Origin of the sequence: Micromonospora sp. NPDC004540 (assembly GCF_040610095.1) — a bacterium.
Taxonomy (GTDB): Bacteria; Actinomycetota; Actinomycetes; order Mycobacteriales; family Micromonosporaceae; genus Micromonospora.
The window spans coordinates 35,655-53,550 of record NZ_JBEXLR010000033.1; the positions used below are offsets into that span (position 1 = coordinate 35,655).

Below are 17,896 nucleotides of genomic sequence, written 5' to 3' on the forward strand. Positions count from 1 at the left end.
GGAGTCCTCCTGCTGACCGCCGCCATCGCGGTCACCGCGATGGTGGCCGCCGTCGTCGGCCTCACCGTTCCGACGCACCTGCCGCCGGACGACCGGCTGCCCGGGCTCGTCCGGTTCGGCCTCGCCGTCGTCGCGTTCGCCGTGGCCCAGCTCGCCCGGCTGCGCTTCCGCACCGCCTCGGGCATGGTCAGCATCACCTGGGGCGAGGCGGCCCTCGTTGTCTGCCTCTACCTCGTACCGGCCGGCTGGCTGCCGGCCGCGGCCCTGCTCGGCGCCGGGGCCGCGTGGACCACGATGTCCCTGGTCGCCGACCGCCGGTCCGCGCTGGAGCTGATCCGGATCGCCGGTTCGGTCAGCGCCGCCACCGCGCTCGCCGCCGCGGTCGCCAGCGCGCTCGGCCGGCCCCTGCTCGCCGCGCTCACCCCCGAACTGGCCCTCGCGCTGACCGCCGGCGCGGTGGTCTACCTGCTCACCACCGCCTGGCTGGGCGGCGCCGGTCTCGCCCTGCTGCACGGCATCCCGATCGGGCCGCCGCTGCTCGCCGCGCTCCGCGGCAAGCTGCTCATGTTCGTCGGCAACGTGGCGGTCGGCCTGGTGGTGGTCACCCTGCTGGAGCTCGACCCACGGTGGCTGCTGCTCCTGCCCCCGCCGCTGTGGCTGCTCCAGCAGACCTACCGGCACCGGCTCCGGGCCGACCAGGAGCGGCGCACCTGGCGGAGGTTCGCCGAGGCCACCGCCGCGCTCAACCAACTCGACGAGCGGGGCGTGGCGACCGCCGCGGTGACCGGGGCGCTCACCCTGTTCGGCGCCGAGCTGGTCGAGGTGGACGTTGCCCGGGGCGACGGCCGCTGGCGCCGCTACCGGGCGGACACCGGCGCCCAGGTGCGCGACCGTGAGGTGGAGCCACCGGTGGCCACCGGGTCGGGCGAGCACGAGCTGGTCCGGCGGCTCACCGTGGGCAGCTCCGAGGTCGGCCAGCTGCGGGTCCGGTTCCCCCGGTCCGCCCCGCCCACGGCCCGGGAACGGGACGGCGTCGCGGCGTTCGGCGACGCGCTGGCCGCCGCCCTGCACGACGCCGCGACCCACCGCGAGCTGCGGCTGGTCACCGCCCGCTCGTCCTACGAGGCGGTGCACGACCAGCTCACCGGACTGCTCAACCGGGCCGCCCTGCTGGCAAAGGGCGACCAGGCGTTGCGGCAGCGCGCACACGACCACCCGGTGGCGCTGCTGCTGCTCGACATCAACCAGTTCAAAGAGGTCAACGACACGCTCGGGCACGCGGCCGGCGACCAGCTGCTGCGGCTGGCCGCGAGCCGGCTGGCCACCATGGCCCGTCCGGGTGACCTGCTCGGGCGGCTCGGCGGCGACGAGTTCGCCCTGCTGCTGACCACGGTCCCGGTGGTCGACGACCGGACCGCCCCGCTGGCGTACGCGCTGCGCCAGGCCCGGGAGATCGCCGAGCGGCTGGCCGCGCCGACCGAGGTGGCCGGGGTGCGCATGTCGGTCGAGGTGGCGGTCGGCGTGGTGGTCGCCGACGCGGGCACCGCCGACCTGACCGAGCTGCTGCGCCGGGCCGACATCGCCATGTACCAGGCGAAAGAGGGCGGCAGCGTCGCCGCGTACGACAGCTCGCGCGACGCGGCGAGCACCGACCACCTGGCGCTCCTAGCGGAGCTGCGGGAGGCCCTGGAGGCCGACGACCAGCTCGTGCTGGCGTTGCAGCCGGCGGTGGACCTGACCACCGGCGCCCCGACCGGGGTGGAGGCGCTGATCCGCTGGCGGCACCCGCGCCGGGGCTGGCTCAGCCCGGCGGACTTCATCCGGCCGGTGGAGAACAGCGAGCAGCTCGGCAGCTTCACCCGCTACGTGCTGGACAAGGCCCTGGCGGTGGCGGCCGGCTGGGCGCGCGAGGGGCTGGACATCCCGATCTCGGTGAACCTGTCGGCGCGCAGCCTGCTCGACCCGCGGCTGCCGGCCGAGATCGGCGAGGCGCTGCGTCGGCACCAGGTCCCGCCGCACCGGCTGGTCCTGGAGATCACCGAGACGGTGGTGATGAGCGAGCTGGAGGTCATCGACGAGGTGCTGGCCACCCTCCGCTCGATGGGCGTGCAGCTCGCCGTCGACGACTTCGGCACCGGGTTCTCGTCGCTGACCTTCCTGACCCGGATCGCGGTGGACGAGTTGAAGGTGGACCGTTCCTTCGTGATCCGGATGGCCGACTCGCCGGAGGCGGCTGCGATCGTGCGGACCACGGTCGGGCTCGCCCACGAGCTGGGGCTGCGGGTGGTGGCCGAGGGCGTGGAGACCGCCGAGCAGCGGACCGCCCTGGCCGAGCTGGGCTGCACCGCCGCCCAGGGCTACCACTTCTTCAAGCCGATGCCGGCCGACAAGATCGGCGCGGTGCTCGGGTCGCTGCTGGACACCGCGCGCGGCAACGTCTTCCCGCTCCGCGCCGACGGCGCCTCCTGACCGTCCCGCGCCGCCGGGGTCGCCTGCCCCGACGGCGCGGACCGGCCTCGGGCTCAGCCGCGGGGCAGCACGTCGTTGAGGACGCTGGGCAGGGCCGACCAGTCGGCGGAGGCGATGCTGGCGTGGGCCCGGGCCAGTTCGGCCACCCGGGCCGCCGCCGCCTCGGCGTCGCCCGCGCCCACCGCCGGCGGGACGTTCTGCGCGTCGGTCATCACCAGCAGATAGTGGTTGGCGTCGTACCAGGCGGTGTCGACGCCCCCGGTGACGTACGCGGTGGCGTCGCCATCGAAGAGCACGAACCAGGGCCGCAGGCTCGCGTCGCCGTACCGGCTGCGCGGGTCGCCGGCCTGTGCCCGGTGCACGGCCGGGAAGGCGCGGGCGGTGCCCAGCGTGCCGGCAGCCGCGAGGCCGGCCAGGTGGCGGGCGTACTCGACGTCGGTCCAGAGGGTGTCGGTCGGGTTGCCCTCCTCGACCGTGCCAGGGATCAGCTCGACGATCACCTTGCCGGCGAGCTGCGCCCGGCTGGGCCAGGCGTCGGCGCGGGCGGCGGCGTCCAGGCTGGGGTGACCGGCGCGCAGGTCGGCCGGGCGGAACACCCGGTCGCCGAGGCGGGCGGCGAGCACGGCGTCGAGCTGGGCCGGTCCCTGCCCGGTCCGGCCGCTGAAGCCCGTCTTCAGCTCCAGCTTGAGGACCAGCGGGCCGGCGGCGGGGTGCGCGCCCAGCCAGAGCCGGATGTCGTCCAGGCAGTGCTCCAGGTTCCGGTTGCGGGTGCCGCCGTAGAGCTGGGCGGCGCTGGTGGCGGCCACGCAGTTGTTGTCGTTGCCGAGCGGATTGGAGTGGCTGACCCGCCACTGCCGGGTCAGCACGTCCGGCCAGACGTCCAGCTCGATGAGCCCGGGCCGGGCATCGAGCGCCTGGGCCAGGTAGGGGTAGGTGCCGCGCTCGTACGCGTTGTGGATCCCGACGCCCGTGGTGGCCGAGAAGCGGGTACCCGGGTCCACCGCGGCCGACGCGGGCCCGGCGGCGAACATCGCGGCGAGCACCGCGACGGACGTGGGTGCCGACAGGGCACGGAGTCTCTGCATGCCTACCTCCTCCGAGGCCGGCGACGGTCACCGGCATGCACATATGGAAATAGATAAACATGAACACCGAAAGGCCCTGGGATGCCCGGGTACGGATGACCCGGCGGGGAATCAGCCCGACCGGGATCCGGGCGGCCCAGAGCCCGCGACGGGGCCACCGGTGACCGGCCCTCAGACCACAATCGACGGACCGGGGCGAATGAGGTCGGCTGACGATGGTCCGACCGGGCGTGGGTCGGGTCGTCGACAGACCGCGGAGCGGGACAGCGGGAGAGCGTCCGAACGCCATACCCTCGGCTCGGGCAACGCATCGGCACGCGTCGCCCGACAGTCCACTTCGGGGGAGGATACATGCGTAGGTTCGGGCGACGACCGCTGCTCGCGGCGGCCGTGTGTCTGCTGGCCGGCGCGGCCGGCCTGGTCGTCTCCACGCCCGCCCAGGCGGAGCCGCGGGAGGTTCCCGCCGCGGGCACCTTCACGGTCTCGGGCGAGGCGGGGGAGCCGCTCACCGGCGGCAACTCGTACGCCTACTCGACCGGGGCGGGTAACGAGATGCGGTTGTCGGGGCACGATCAGGAGATCACCGTCAGGGTGTTCGGTGGCTGGAACCTCATCCTGGTTTCCGGCCCGGACCGGCCGCTCGCGCCGGGCACGTACACGGACGCGCTGGGCTACCCGTGGCCCGGGCCGAACCCCGGGCTGACTCTCGTGGGCCCCACCGGCCCGTGTGACGAGAGCCTCGGTTCGTTCACCATCACCGATGTGGTCTTCGCTCCGTACGGCTACATGGAGAAGCTGGACGCCAGCTTCGAGGTGTACTGCGACGGCGCGTCGGTGCCGGCCCGCGGAGAGGTCCACCTCACCAACCCGCCCGCCCCGCCGCTGCTGGACCCCCGGGCCACGGTGGCGGACACCGCCGTCATCGCGCCGAAGGACGGCACGACCACCGTGCACGGGACGTTGACCTGCCGCCAGGCGGCCACCCTGAGCATCTACGGTGCGGTCACCCAGGGTCGTGTCCGGATCTGGTTCGAGGCCATCGGCGTGCAGTGCGCACCGGACCAGGCGGTGGAGTGGACGGCGACGACCGCCCCGGTGGACGGTCCCCGCCTCCGACCGGGCGACGCGGAGGTGACGGCGCGGGTCGAGGGCCGGGACCCCTTCTACGACGAGCACGTCCAGGTCGACAGCGGCCCGACGACCGTACGCCTGATGCCGGCCTGATCCGGTCCCCGGCCCGGGTCACGTGACCCGGGCCGGGGAAGGGCGACCGGCGGCGGCGGGCGCCGAAGGTGGTTATGGTCGTCGGGTGAACCGACTCGCCGATGCCACCTCGCCCTACCTGCTCCAGCACGCCGACAACCCGGTCGACTGGTGGCCCTGGTGCGACGAGGCGTTCGCGGAGGCGAAGCGGCGCGACGTGCCGGTGCTCATCTCGGTCGGCTACGCGGCCTGCCACTGGTGTCACGTGATGGCGCACGAGTCGTTCGAGAACGAGGGCGTCGCCCAGCTCATGAACGACGACTTCGTCTGCGTCAAGGTGGACCGGGAGGAGCGGCCCGACGTCGACGCGGTCTACATGACCGCCACCCAGGCGATGACCGGCCAGGGCGGCTGGCCGATGACGGTCTTCGCCACCCCGGACGGCACGCCGTTCTTCTGCGGCACCTACTTCCCGCGGGCGAACTTCATCCGGCTGCTCGGCTCCGTCGCCACCGCCTGGCGCGACCAGCGCGAGGCGGTGCTCCGCCAGGGCGCCGCCGTGGTCGAGGCGATCGGCGGCGCGCAGGCCGTGGGCGGCCTGACCGCCCCGCTCACCGCCGAGCTGCTGGACGCCGCCGCCGACCAGCTCGCCACCGAGTACGACGAGACGAACGGCGGCTTCGGCGGGGCGCCGAAGTTCCCGCCGCACATGAACCTGCTGTTCCTGCTCCGGCACCACCGGCGCACCGGATCACCGCGGAGCCTGGAGATCGTCCGGCACACCTGCGAGGCGATGGCCCGCGGTGGCCTGCACGACCAGCTCGCCGGCGGCTTCGCCCGCTATTCCGTGGACGGGCACTGGACGGTGCCGCACTTCGAGAAGATGCTCTACGACAACGCCCTGCTGCTGCGGGTCTACACCCAGCTCTGGCGGCTCACCGGGGACCGGCTGGCCCGGCGGGTGGCCCGCGACACGGCCCGGTTCCTCGCCGACGAGCTGCACCGGGCCGGCGAGGGCTTCGCCTCGGCGCTGGACGCCGACACCGAGGGCGTCGAGGGGCTCACCTACGTCTGGACCCCGGCCCAACTGGTCGAGGTGCTCGGCGAGGAGGACGGCCGCTTCGCCGCCGACCTGTTCGGGGTGACCGAGCAGGGCACCTTCGAACACGGCACCAGCGTGCTGAGGCTGGCTCGGGACGTGGACGACGCCGACCCTGCGGTGCGCCGGCGGTGGCAGGAGGTGGTGGGCCGGCTGCTGGCCGCCCGGGACACCCGCCCCCAGCCGGCCCGGGACGACAAGGTGGTGGCCGCCTGGAACGGGCTGGCGATCACCGCGATCGCCGAGTTCCAGCAGGTCGCGGCGCTCTACGCGTCCCCCGACGACGAGGACGCCAACCTCATGGAGGGCGTCACCATCGTGGCCGACGGCGCGATGCGCGACGCCGCCGAGCACCTGGCGGCCGTGCACGTGGTGGACGGCCGGCTGCGCCGGGTCTCCCGGGACAAGATGGTCGGCGAGCCGGCCGGCGTGCTCGAGGACTACGGCTGCGTGGCCGAGGCGTTCTGCGCGATGCACCAGCTCACCGGCGAGGGGCGCTGGCTCGTCCTGGCCGGGCAGCTGCTCGACGTGGCGCTGGCCCGGTTCGCCGCACCGGACGGCGGCTTCTACGACACCGCCGACGACGCCGAGCGCCTGGTCACCCGGCCGGCGGACCCGACCGACAACGCCACCCCGGCCGGCCGCTCGGCGATCGTCGCGGCACTCGTGGCCTACACGGCGTTGACGGGGGAGACCCGCTACCGGGAGGCGGCCGAGGCGGCCCTGTCGACGGTCGCGCCGATCGTCGGCCGGCACGCCCGGTTCACCGGCTACGCGGCCACGGTCGGCGAGGCGCTGCTCTCCGGGCCCTATGAGATCGCGGTGGTGACCGAGGACCCGGTGGGCGACCCCTTGGTGGCCGCCGCCCTCCGGCACGCCCCGCCCGGGGCCGTGCTGGTGGCGGGCCGCGCCGACCAGCCGGGCGTGCCGCTGCTGGCCGACCGGCCGGCGCTGGGCGGGCACTCCACCGCGTACGTCTGCCGGGGGTTCGTCTGCGACCGCCCGGTCACCACGGTCGAGGACCTCGTCGCCCGGCTCAGCTGACCGGCTCCTCGCCCCCGGCCGTCGGGCGCAGCGGCTCGGGCAGCGCGTCGAACCACTCCAGCACCGCCCGCTCGTACGCCAGCCCGAAGCGCAGCGTGGCCACCGCGTACGGTTCGATCTCGTCCGCCTCCGGGGGCAGCGCGGCCGCGGCGGCCTGGTAGTCGGCGAGCCGGGCGGCGTGCGCGGCCCGGTGCGCGCCGAGGTAGCCGGCGAGCCGCTCCGGCGGCAGGTGCCGGCCGAAGAGCACGGTCAGCAGCAGCGGGAAGCGGATCGTCTCGTCCGCCGGGGGACGGGCCGCCCACTCGGCGAACGCCCGGCGCCCCGCCTCGGTGATCTCGTACGGCTGCCGGTCCCGGCGGCCCCGCTCGCCGGCCCGGACCAGTCCGGCGCCCGCCATCGCGGTCAGCTCCCGGTAGACCTGGCTCTGGGTGAGCGACCAGAACGCCCCGATCCGCTGCTGCGCGACCGTGACCAGGTCCCAGCCGGTCATCGGGCCGTCGTGCAGGAAGCCCAGCAGGGAGGCGGCGGTGGCGTTCAGCGGCCGGTCCGGCATCGGTCGGTTCTCCTTCGCGAATCTCCTTGACATCCCATTGTGTCAGGTCCGATGCTGAGGGCATCGACCTCCCACATTGGGATGTCGCGGGAGGGGGACCCGTGCACACCGTTCTTGTCGTGATCCACGCCGTCAGCGGCACCACGGGGCTGCTGCTCGCCCTGCCCGTGCTGCTCGCGCCGAAGCGGCGCGGCCGGCACACCCTGCTCGGCCGGGTCTACGCGGGCGCCGCCGTCGGCCTCGGCCTCAGCGCCTTCGGGCTCTTCGCCTACGACCCGGCGCGCCTGTGGGGGCTGGCCGTGCTCGGCGCGCTCACCCTCGGCTGGCTGGTCGGCGGGCTCTGGTTCGCCCGGCGCCGGCCGCGCGTGCTCGGCGGCCGGGGCTGGCGGATCTGGCACCTCAACCTGATGGGCAGCACGGTGATCGCCTTCGTCACCGGGTTCGCCGTGCAGATGACCGGCGGGCACCTGGTCGCCTGGCTCGCCCCGACGGTGTTCGGCTCGCTGCTGATCGCCCGGACCACGGCCCGGGAGCTCGCCCGCGCCCCGCGCCGGATCGCCATCTCCACGACGAGCTGACCCACCGCTCGCGGCTCCCGGCCACCGCGGCGACCTGGCGAAGCCCTTCGCGCGCCCTGGTGGGACGGGGCCGCCCTCCGGGCCGGCGCCGGCCGCCGCCCCGATAGGCTGGCGGCGCTATGGATTCCCGTACCGGACTGCCTGTCGTCGGCATGGTGGGCGGTGGCCAGCTGGCCCGGATGACCCACCAGGCCGCCATCGCCCTCGGCCAGTCGCTGCGCGTGCTCGCCATCGCCCCGGACGACGGCGCCGCCCTGGTCGCCGCCGACGTCCAGTACGGCGACCACACCGACCTCGCCGCCCTGCGCACCTTCGCCAAGGGCTGCGACGTGGTCACCTTCGACCACGAGCACGTGCCCAACGCGCACATCCGCGCCCTGACCGAGGAGGGCGTGAAGCTCTTCCCGCCGGCCGAGGCGCTGGTGCACGCGCAGGACAAGCGGGTGATGCGCGAGCGGCTCGGTGAGCTGGGCGCGCCGAACCCGGCCTGGCGTCCCGTGGCGGCCCCGGCCGACCTGGTGGCGTTCGGCGCGGAGATCGGCTGGCCCGTGGTGCTCAAGGCCGCCCGCGGCGGCTACGACGGCCGGGGCGTCTGGATGGTGGCCGACGCCACCGAGGCCGCTGAGCTGGCCACCACCCTGCTCGCCGGGGGCACCCCGCTGATCGTCGAGGAGCGGGTGGCGCTGCGCCGCGAGCTGGCCGTGCAGGTGGCCCGCTCGCCGTTCGGGCAGGTCGCCGCCTATCCGGTGGTGGAGACGGTGCAGCGGGACGGCATCTGCGTCGAGGTGCTCGCCCCGGCGCCCGACCTGCCAGAGGAGCGGGCGGTCGCCGCGCAGCAGCTCGCCATCGACCTGGCCACCGCGCTCGGCGTGGTCGGCCTGCTCGCCGTGGAGCTGTTCGAGACGCCCACCGGGCTGGTGGTGAACGAGCTGGCCATGCGGCCGCACAACTCCGGGCACTGGACCATCGAGGGGGCCCGGACCTCCCAGTTCGAGCAGCACCTGCGGGCCGTGCTCGACTACCCGATGGGTGACACGTCGCTCACCGCGCCGGTCGTGGTGATGGCGAACGTGCTCGGCGGCGAGCCGGGCGGCATGTCCGTCGACGAGCGGCTGCACCACCTGTTCGCCGCCGAACCCGGGGCCAAGGTCCATCTGTACGGCAAGCAGGTGCGCCCGGGCCGCAAGATCGGGCACGTGACGGTGCTCGGCACCGATCTGGACGACGTACGGGCCCGGGCGGCGCGGGCCGCCCGCTGGCTGCGCGAGGGAACCAGTGAGCGCGAGGAGTGAGCTTGCGAGCCCCGCAGTCGCGAACGAAAGGCAGACCAGCGTGAGCACCGTCGGGCTGATCATGGGTAGCGACTCGGACTGGCCGACCATGAAGGCCGCCGCCGAGGTGCTGGACGAGTTCGGCGTGCCCTACGAGGTCGGCGTGGTGTCGGCGCACCGTACCCCGGTCAAGATGATCGAGTACGGCCGGTCCGCAGCGGACCGCGGCGTCAAGGTGATCATCGCCGGGGCGGGCGGGGCCGCGCACCTGCCCGGCATGGTCGCCTCGGTCACCCCACTGCCGGTGATCGGCGTGCCGGTGCCGCTGAAGTACCTCGACGGCATGGACTCGCTGCTCTCCATCGTGCAGATGCCGGCCGGCGTGCCGGTGGCCACGGTGTCGATCGGCAACGCCCGCAACGCCGGGCTGCTCGCCGTGCGCATCCTGGGCGCGTCCGACCCGGCGCTGCGCGACCGGATGGCCGCCTACCAGGCGAGCCTGGAAGACCTGGTCGCCGAGAAGGAGAAGGCCCTCCGCGCCTCGCTCAGCTGATCCGGGGACCCGGCACCCTCCGCCCGCCCCCGACGGCGAGCGCCCACCCCTCCGTTTTCATCTCATTCCGCGCAGCGCCGTCTGGAGTCGTTCCTGGGCGCGGCGGCGGCGCTCGTTGCTCGCGCCGAGCACGAGCAGGACGAAGCCGACCGGGATCAGCACCAGCCACGGGCCGAGGCTGATCAGCGCGTGCACCGCGGCGATCGCGGTGACCGTGGCGCCCACGATCACCGGCGCCTGCTGCCGGCTCGTCGAGCCGAAGATCAGCACCGCGACGGCACCGAGCAGCAGCAGCACCTGGCGCAGCATGCTGGACTCGGTGGCCAGCACGATCGCCAGCGTCGGCAGGAACGCGGCGACCAGCGCCGGCCCGTACGCCACCCAGCTCGACAGGTCGGGCCGGTGGCGCAGTTGCAGCACCCCGACCAGCAGGGCGAGCGCGGCGAACGGCAGGGTGTAGGCCTCGGGCAGCGCCACGTCGGCCACCCGCATGAGGATCCACCAGGCGCTGATCTCGCAGATCACCACGGCCCAGAACAGCAGGTTCCGCTCGATCGGCCGCCGGCCCGGGCGGCTGGCCGCCACCCCGAGGACGGCGCCCCAGGCGGCCAGCAGCGCGGCGATGTGCCGGGGCGAGTCGTACGCCAGGGCCAGCGCGATGAGCGCCGCCGCGTGGCCGCTCCACTCCACGGTGGCCGCCTCCCGGTAGGCCTCCGGCCGGCGCAGCCGGGGGAGGGCGGCGGCGAAGACCTGGAGCGCCGCCCCGACCGCCAGCACGCCGAACGCGGACCAGACCGCGGCGAGCCCGGCCACCAGGCCGAGGGTGAGCACGAAGAGCTGGGCCATCAGCGAGGCGAAGAGCCAGCCGAGGATGCGGGCCCGCTGGGTGGTGCCGAAGAGCGCGGCGACCGCGCCCACGCCGACCGCGCCGCCCAGCGTGAAGAGGGTCAGCTCGCGGGTGGCGAGGCTCCCGGCGAGCCCGGCGTTCCCGGCGGCCAGCCCGATGGCGAACACCAGCACCCGGGCCACCCGGATCGAGCGGGCCGGTTCGGCCATCGGCGGCGGCGGGGTGAGCGCCAGGCCCAGCATCGAGACGGTGAAGACGGCCAGCCCGGCCAGCGCGGTCACCGGCCAGCCGCGGCCGAGCGCCACCGGGGTGATCAGCAGCGTGACGGCCGCCCCGGGCAGGATCACCGGCACGGCCCGGGACCGCCGGCCGCCGCTGAACCCGGTGGCGGCGAGCGCCGCCGTCGCGGTGAGCAGCAGCGCGGTCAGCACGTGGGTCGGGTCCACCGCCTCGGGTGGCGGGGTGAGCAGTTCCGGCGGCGGCCCCTGCCAGATCCGGGACAGCACCGTGAGCGGCTCGACCAGCGCCACCACCAGCGCCGGCGCCAGGGTGGCCAGGGCCAGGGCGGTGGGCAGCGCCGCCGCGGCGAGCGCCCCGGCCGCCGGGCTGACCCGCCAGCGCAGCTCGGTCGGATCGTCCGGCGCCCGGCGCAGCGCCCCGTTGAGCAGCACCGACCAGCGGCGCACCGGCTGGGCCGAGCCGACCGGCGGGACGGTGGCGGCCCGGATCAGCTCGGCGAGCACGCCGAGCAGCGCCGCCGCGGCGGCGTACACCCCGGCCGGGAGGTGGGTGATCACGGCGGCGGCCGCGCTGACCGTCGCGCCCCCCACCACGGCCACGCTCGCGTACGGGAGGTACTGCGGGATCTGCCGGCGGGCCGCCGCCACCGCGGCCAGGCCGATGCTGGACGCGGCCAGCGCCGCGGTGAGCACCACCTGCGGGGGCCGGCCGTACTCGGCGGCCAGGGCGGCCACCGCCCCGGGCAGGGCGAGCAGCGCGGCGCCGGCCGCCGCGCCGCCGATCTGCACGAGGTGCGGCGGCATCCCCTCGGTGCGGACGTCCTCGACCAGCGCCGGCGCGAGCGTCCGGGCCAGCGCGGCCACCGTCACCCCGATCAGCGCGATGCTGCCGAGCGCCAGCGCGGTGGTCCAGGGGCGGACCAGCCCGGCGCCGGCGGCGTGCAGGGCGACCACCCCGGCCACCGTGGCCCGGGAGAGCGCCGCCCGCGGGTCGGCCGCGGCCACCGCCGCCATGCCGAAGACGGTGGCGACCATGGCGCCCACCAGCACCGGCGACCACCAGGGCAGGTCGAACGCGGCCGGCGCGCCGATGGTGGCGAGCACGGCGGCCGCGCCGGAGACGTCGTACTTCCAGGGCGGCGGCAGCAGGATGCCGGCGGCCACGGCCAGCAGCGCCAGCGCGACCGGCGCCTGCCAGGTGGACCCGCCGGTCGGCGCGGCGGGCCAGCCGCTCAGGTCGCCGGCCCAGATCGGGCCCGGCGTGGCCAGCACGCCGACCCCGCCGCGCAGCGCGCTCCACGCCGCGATCAGGCCGATCAGCGTGCCGCCGACCGTGATGCCGAGGACCGGCCCGCGCCGCCACTCCTCGGGCATCGCCCGGGCGGCGACGGCGACCATGGTCACCAGCGCGGCGGCCACCACGAGTTGGCCGCCGGGGGCGAGCACGGCGGCGATCCTGGCCAGGGTGGCGATGAGCGCCACCGTGGTGGCGGCGAGGGCCAGGTCGGATCCGTCGAGGGACAGGTCGGCGCGGCGACCGGCGTCGATCCGGGGGGCCAGCGCCAGCAGCGCGGCGGCGACCAGCAGCAGCCCGCCCACCCAGGCGTCGGCCGTGGTGGCGCCCGGCGCGCCGAAACCGGCCGCCGCGACCGCCACCGCGCCGAGCACGGTGCCGAGCGCGTGCGGCACGCTGAGGCGCCGCTGCGCGACCTGGACGAGGGCGGCGTAGCCGAGCGTGACGCAGACGCCGAGGAAGCTCGCCGCCAGGATCGGGACGGTGACCTCGCGCAGGTTCGCGGGGGTGAGGGTCGGCGCGGTCGGCACGGTGGCGGCGACGAACGCGGCCACCGCGCCGGGGAACGCGAACGCCGCCCCGCCGGCGGCCCAGGCGCAGACGGTGTCCGCGGCGGCGGCGGCGATCCGGACCCGGGGCGCCAGCGAGACCAGCGCGCCGGCCAGGAACAGGAGGGTCAGCGCGGCGGCGGTCAGCGCGGGCCGGGCGAGCGCGGCCCCGGCCCCGATCAGCCCCAGCCCGGCGGCGGTCACCGCGTGGGCGACCGCGGCGCGTTCGGTGCCGGCGGTGAGCCCGAGCACGCCGATGACCACCGCGGTCAGCAGCATCGGCCAGCAGGCGGTCGCCCAGCCCAGCCCGAGCGAGGCCGGCACGGCGAGCGCGGTCAGCGCCGCCCCGACCACCGCGAACTCGCGCCGGATCTCCGCCGGCAGGGCGACCACCGCGGCGACGGTGAGCAGCAGGGCGCTGGCGGCGAGCTGCCAGCCGGTCGGGCCGACCGCCGCCGCCAGCTCGGCGTGCCAGCCGCTGAGGTCCGCCGACCAGGCGGGCAGCGCGGCGTGGACCGGGGCCAGCCCGGCGCGCAGCGCGCCGCCGGCCACCACCATGCCGCTGACCGTGAGCGCCACCGCCGAGGCGAGCTGCGGACCCCGACGGGCCGCCTCCGGTACGCCCCGGACGGCGAACCCGGTGAGCGCGATGATCGCGGCGATGAGCAGCAGCGACCGGCCGGGGAAGGCGACCGAGGCGACCCGGCCCAGCGCGCCGATCACCGCGAGGGTGACGATGCCGGCGCCCACGTCCGGTAGCGGCGGGCGGCGCAGCACCAGCGTGCCGGCCAGCCCGACCAGCGCGGCGAGCAGCAGGACGGCGCCCGATCCGGCGGCGGCCGGCACGGTGGCGGCGCGCAGCAGGGCGGTGACCGCGTACGCCAGGGCGACGGCGACCGCAACGCCGTGCAGCAGCCAGGTCAGCTCGCGCAGCCAGGGCACCGGGCGGGCCGGCGGGACGGGCTCCGCGCCGGGAGGCGGTTCCCCGCCGACCACCTCGGGGGACTCCTCCGGGTCCGACTCGGGCCGGTCGTCGGCGGCGCGCTGCCGGGGCGGGACGGGCTCCGGCGGCGCGACCGGCAGGTCCCGCCGGACCGGGCGTTCGACCACCACCGCGGAGCGGGCCAGCGCGAGGTCGACCACGGCCACCACGGTGAGCACCAGCGCCCAGCCGGCCGGCCCGGTGATCCGCTCGTACGCCAGCAGCGGCAGCACCGGCTGGGCGGCCAGCACGGTGGCGAAGCGGGGCGCCCGCAGCCCCGTCCCGTACGCGTAGCCGAAGGCGACCAGGGTGGTGACCAGGAAGATCGACCCGGAGAAGGCGGCGCCGGAGGTGCCGCCGCCGATCCGGTCGACGGCCCAGAGCGCGTACCCGGCCAGCGGCACCAGCAGCAGGCCCACGGCGGCGATCGTCTCGGCGGTCGAGGTGAGCCCGCGCCGGGCCAGCACCGGCGGGGCGAGCAGCATCAGCACCGTGGCGACCAGCAGCACGCCGAGCCGGGCCAGCGCGTCCATCGAGCTGGTGGCGACCGCGGCGAAGACCACCGCCGCGACGCCGAGCAGCAGCGCGCCGAGGCCGAGGGGGATGTTCTGCACCTCCCGCGAGGACGCCTCCGGCGGGTGCTCCGGGTCGTCCGCGTCGAGCCACTGGGGACGGCTGCGGGGTGGCGGCGGGGGCGGGTCGTCCGGGCCGGTCGACGGGGCGCCCTGGCGGGGCACCCGGGGCGGCGCGCCGGTGGTGGCGGTCGGCGGGCGGCGGCCGGGCCGGCGGCGCAGCACCCGGCGGGGCCGGGTGGCCTGCTTGATCCGTTCCTCGCCGGCGTGCGCCAGGATGTCCCGCTGGAAGAGGGCGGCCTGCATCTTGGCGGCGATCTGCCGCTGCTCGCGGGCGATCTCGGCGTCGCGGGCCTTCATCTCGGCGATCGAGCGCTCGATCTCGGCCAGGTGCTCGGCCCACTGTGGCTGGTCCGCGCCGCAGTGGGGGCAGACGACGGCGGGCTTGATCTCCCGCCCGCACGAGGCGCACCTGAAGGTCTGCACGACACTCTCCCGTCCGGTCGGCCCCCCGTGCGGTGGACCTCCCAGTCGCAGCATGCCTTGACCGGGCCGGGATTTCGACAGTTGCGGGCGCGTTCCGGACAACAAAAAGAACCGGCCGGCCGGGGATCAGGTCCCCGGCCGGCCGGCCGACTGTTCACGGGGTCAGGGGCGGCCCATGCCGCGGTATTCCCAACCGGCCTGCGTCCACAGTGTGGAGTCCAGGCAGTTGCGCCCGTCGACCACCTTGCGGCCGTTGACCAGCTCGCCCAGGGCGACCGGGTCGGCGTTGCGGAACTCGGCCCACTCGGTGAGGACGCAGACCAGGTCGGCGCCGTTGACGGCGTCGTTCATGGTCGCCTCGTAGGTCAGCTCGGGCACCGACCGGCGGGCGTTCTCCACGCCCTGCGGGTCGAAGACGTGCACGTCGGCGCCGGCCTTGCCGAGCAGCGCGGCGACGGCGAGGGCCGGGGCGTCGCGGACGTCGTCGGTGTTCGGCTTGAAGGTGGCGCCGAGCACGGCGATCCGGGTGCCGGAGAGGTCCGGGCCCGCCGGGCCGGAGCGGCGGCCGAGCAGGTCGGCGGCGAGCTGGATGACCCGGGTCCGGCGGCGCAGGTTGATCAGGTCCACCTCGTGCAGGAAGCGCAGCGCCTCGCCGGCGCCGAGCTCCTGGGCGCGGGCCTGGAAGGCCCGGATGTCCTTGGGCAGGCAGGCGCCGCCGAAGCCGAGGCCGGCCTGGAGGAAGCGGTTGCCGATCCGGGGGTCGTACCCGATCGAGCGGGCGAGCTGGGTGACGTCGCCGCCGGCGGCCTCGCAGACCTCGGCCATCGCGTTGATGAAGGAGATCTTGGTGGCCAGGAAGGCGTTCGCGGCGACCTTGACCAGCTCCGCGGTGGCGAAGTCGGTGACCACCAGCGGCACCTCGCGGTCCTCGGTGGCGGCCAGGTCGAAGACGCCCTTGTGGGCGGCGTAGAGCATGCCGTTGGCCCACTCGCTCTTGACGCCGACCACGATCCGGTTGGGCCGCAGCACGTCGTCGACGGCGAAGCCCTCCTGGAGGAACTCGGGGCTCCAGGCCACCTCGACGCCCAGGTCGGCCGGGCTGTGCTTGCCGACCAGCTGCTCCACCCACTCGGCGGTGCCCACCGGCACGGTGGACTTGCCGACGATCAGCGCCTTGCGGGTCAGGTGCTGGGCGAGGCTGGTCACCGACGCCTCGACGTACGACAGGTCGGCGCCCATGCCGTCGGCCCGCTGCGGGGTGCCGACGCAGATGAAGTGCACGTCGCCGAAGTCGGCGGTCTCCTGGATGTCGGTGCTGAACCGGAGCCGGCCGGCGGCCAGGTTGCGCCGGAGCAGCTCGTCCAGGCCGGGCTCGTGGATCGGCACCTCGCCGGCGTTCAGCTTGGCGATCTTCTCCGCGTCCACGTCGAAGCCGAGGACCTCGTAGCCCAGCTCGGCGTAGCAGATGGCGTACGTCGCGCCGAGGTAGCCGGTGCCCAGGAAGGTCACCCGGGGTCGGGCCGCGCCCGAGGGCGGCGTCACCGCGGCGATGGCGGGCATCGGCTGGGTGTTCGGGTACGGGATCGTCACGCCTGTCTTCTCCGCTCGCACTGGCGGCGCTTCCTCGCGTCGCATTCGGCTGGGGCGCCAGGGCCGGCACCGAGGGAACTCTGTCGTCGTGTGTGAGGGTAGTTGTGGCATGTCGCCCCCGCTCGTGCGCGAGCCTACCCGCCGGTAGGGTCCGGCTGAACCCCGGTGGCTATCCTTCAGTCTGCGGCAGTCGGCGGCCTCCGGGCGTCACAGACTGCGCATGATAGCGGTGAAAGGGGAGGGCTGACATGCCCGCAGAACAGTCGTTCGACGTCTACCGGTTGCCGGAGGAGCACGAGGCGATCCGGGAGGCGGTCCGGGAGGTCTGTGCGGCGAAGGTCGCTCCGCACGCCGCTGAGGCGGATGAGACGGGTGAGTTCCCGAAGGCGTCCTACGACGCGTTGCGGGCCGCCGACTTCCACGCCCCGCACATCCCGGTCGAGTACGGCGGCGCCGGCGCGGACGCACTGGCCACGGCCATCGTGATCGAGGAGGTCGCCCGCGCCTGCGCCTCGTCCTCGCTGATCCCGGCGGTGAACAAGCTGGGCACCATGCCGCTGATCCTGGCCGGCTCCGAGGAGCTGAAGCGGAAGTACCTGACCCCGGTGGCGGCCGGCGACGCGATGTTCTCCTACTGCCTCTCCGAGCCGGAGGCGGGCAGCGACGCCGCCTCGATGACCACCAAGGCGGTCCGGGACGGCGACCACTGGGTGCTCAACGGCGTGAAGCGGTGGATCACCAACGCGGGCGTGTCGGAGTACTACACGGTCTTCGCTGTGACGGATCCCACAGCCCGTTCGAAGGGCATCTCGGCCTTCGTGGTGGAGAAGGCCGACGCCGGGGTGAGCTTCGGCGCGCCGGAGAAGAAGCTCGGCATCAAGGGCTCGCCGACCCGCGAGGTCTACTTCGACAACGTCCGGATCCCGGCGGACCGGATGATCGGCGCCGAGGGCACCGGCTTCGCCACCGCCATGCGGACCCTGGACCACACCCGGGTCACCATCGCCGCGCAGGCGGTCGGCATCGCACAGGGCGCGCTGGACTACGCCAAGGGCTACATCCAGGAGCGCAAGCAGTTCGGCAAGCCGGTCGCCGACTTCCAGGGCATCCAGTTCATGGTCGCCGACATGGGCATGAAGCTGGAGGCGGCCCGGCAGCTCACCTACACCGCCGCCGGCAAGTCCGAGCGGGGCGACGCCGACCTGACCTACTTCGGCGCGGCGGCCAAGTGCTTCGCCTCGGACGCCGCCATGGAGATCACCACCGACGCGGTGCAGTTGCTCGGCGGCTACGGCTACACCCGCGACTACCCGGTCGAGCGGATGATGCGGGACGCCAAGATCACCCAGATCTACGAGGGCACCAACCAGGTGCAGCGCATCGTCATGGCGCGCCAGCTGCTCAAGGGCTGACCCTTTCGGGGCGACGATCGGGCGGGCGGGCCGGGTGAGGTAGACGGCCTGCTCCCAGCGGATGCTGGCGG

The 17,896-nt window shown here is 75.1% G+C and carries 11 protein-coding genes; 7 read left to right on the plus strand and 4 right to left on the minus strand.

Annotated features, from left to right (window positions below):
• The first annotated feature begins 39 nt into the window (after nucleotides 1–39).
• A complete protein-coding gene (locus ABZV78_RS14050) occupies nucleotides 40–2,469 on the plus strand; it encodes a bifunctional diguanylate cyclase/phosphodiesterase (RefSeq protein ID WP_355638520.1) in 2,430 nt (809 codons plus the stop codon).
• Between the two features lie 53 nt (nucleotides 2,470–2,522).
• Here ABZV78_RS14050 and ABZV78_RS14055 read toward each other — a convergent pair whose 3' ends face one another.
• Nucleotides 2,523–3,554, minus strand: a complete 1,032-nt coding sequence (locus tag ABZV78_RS14055) for a phosphatidylinositol-specific phospholipase C domain-containing protein (RefSeq protein WP_355638500.1) — start codon at nucleotides 3,552–3,554, stop codon at nucleotides 2,523–2,525.
• Nucleotides 3,555–3,905: 351 nt separating this feature from the next.
• Here ABZV78_RS14055 and ABZV78_RS14060 point away from each other — a divergent pair, with 351 nt between their 5' ends.
• Together ABZV78_RS14060 and ABZV78_RS14065 are read left to right on the plus strand one after the other, a co-directional pair.
• Entirely contained in the window at nucleotides 3,906–4,778 is an 873-nt protein-coding gene (locus ABZV78_RS14060) for a hypothetical protein (RefSeq protein ID WP_355638502.1), read from the plus strand.
• Nucleotides 4,779–4,863: 85 nt separating this feature from the next.
• Nucleotides 4,864–6,900, plus strand: coding sequence for a thioredoxin domain-containing protein (locus tag ABZV78_RS14065; RefSeq protein WP_355638504.1), 2,037 nt, complete (start codon nucleotides 4,864–4,866; stop codon nucleotides 6,898–6,900).
• On the opposite strand, the gene ABZV78_RS14070 is transcribed toward ABZV78_RS14065, so the two are convergent.
• Entirely contained in the window at nucleotides 6,893–7,453 is a 561-nt protein-coding gene (locus ABZV78_RS14070; RefSeq protein ID WP_355638506.1) for a PadR family transcriptional regulator, read from the minus strand. The genes ABZV78_RS14065 and ABZV78_RS14070 overlap by 8 nt on opposite strands.
• 119 nt (nucleotides 7,454–7,572) lie before the next feature.
• Here ABZV78_RS14070 and ABZV78_RS14075 point away from each other — a divergent pair, with 119 nt between their 5' ends.
• From ABZV78_RS14075 to purE, 3 genes are all read left to right on the plus strand, one after another.
• On the plus strand, nucleotides 7,573–8,031 hold the full coding sequence (locus ABZV78_RS14075; protein ID WP_355638507.1) for a hypothetical protein: 459 nt from the start codon (nucleotides 7,573–7,575) through the stop codon (nucleotides 8,029–8,031).
• Between the two features lie 119 nt (nucleotides 8,032–8,150).
• On the plus strand, nucleotides 8,151–9,323 hold the full coding sequence (locus tag ABZV78_RS14080; RefSeq protein ID WP_355638509.1) for a 5-(carboxyamino)imidazole ribonucleotide synthase: 1,173 nt from the start codon (nucleotides 8,151–8,153) through the stop codon (nucleotides 9,321–9,323).
• Between the two features lie 40 nt (nucleotides 9,324–9,363).
• Complete coding sequence (gene purE / locus ABZV78_RS14085) at nucleotides 9,364–9,855, plus strand: 5-(carboxyamino)imidazole ribonucleotide mutase (RefSeq protein WP_355638511.1); 492 nt, start codon at nucleotides 9,364–9,366, stop codon at nucleotides 9,853–9,855.
• Nucleotides 9,856–9,912: 57 nt separating this feature from the next.
• Here the strand turns inward: purE and ABZV78_RS14090 are convergent, their stop codons facing one another.
• Entirely contained in the window at nucleotides 9,913–14,823 is a 4,911-nt protein-coding gene (locus tag ABZV78_RS14090) for a permease (RefSeq protein ID WP_355638512.1), read from the minus strand.
• Between the two features lie 162 nt (nucleotides 14,824–14,985).
• Entirely contained in the window at nucleotides 14,986–16,413 is a 1,428-nt protein-coding gene (locus ABZV78_RS14095) for a UDP-glucose/GDP-mannose dehydrogenase family protein (protein ID WP_355638514.1), read from the minus strand.
• Between the two features lie 248 nt (nucleotides 16,414–16,661).
• Here ABZV78_RS14095 and ABZV78_RS14100 point away from each other — a divergent pair, with 248 nt between their 5' ends.
• Complete coding sequence (locus tag ABZV78_RS14100) at nucleotides 16,662–17,825, plus strand: acyl-CoA dehydrogenase family protein (protein ID WP_355638516.1); 1,164 nt, start codon at nucleotides 16,662–16,664, stop codon at nucleotides 17,823–17,825.
• Nucleotides 17,826–17,896: the final 71 nt, after the last annotated feature.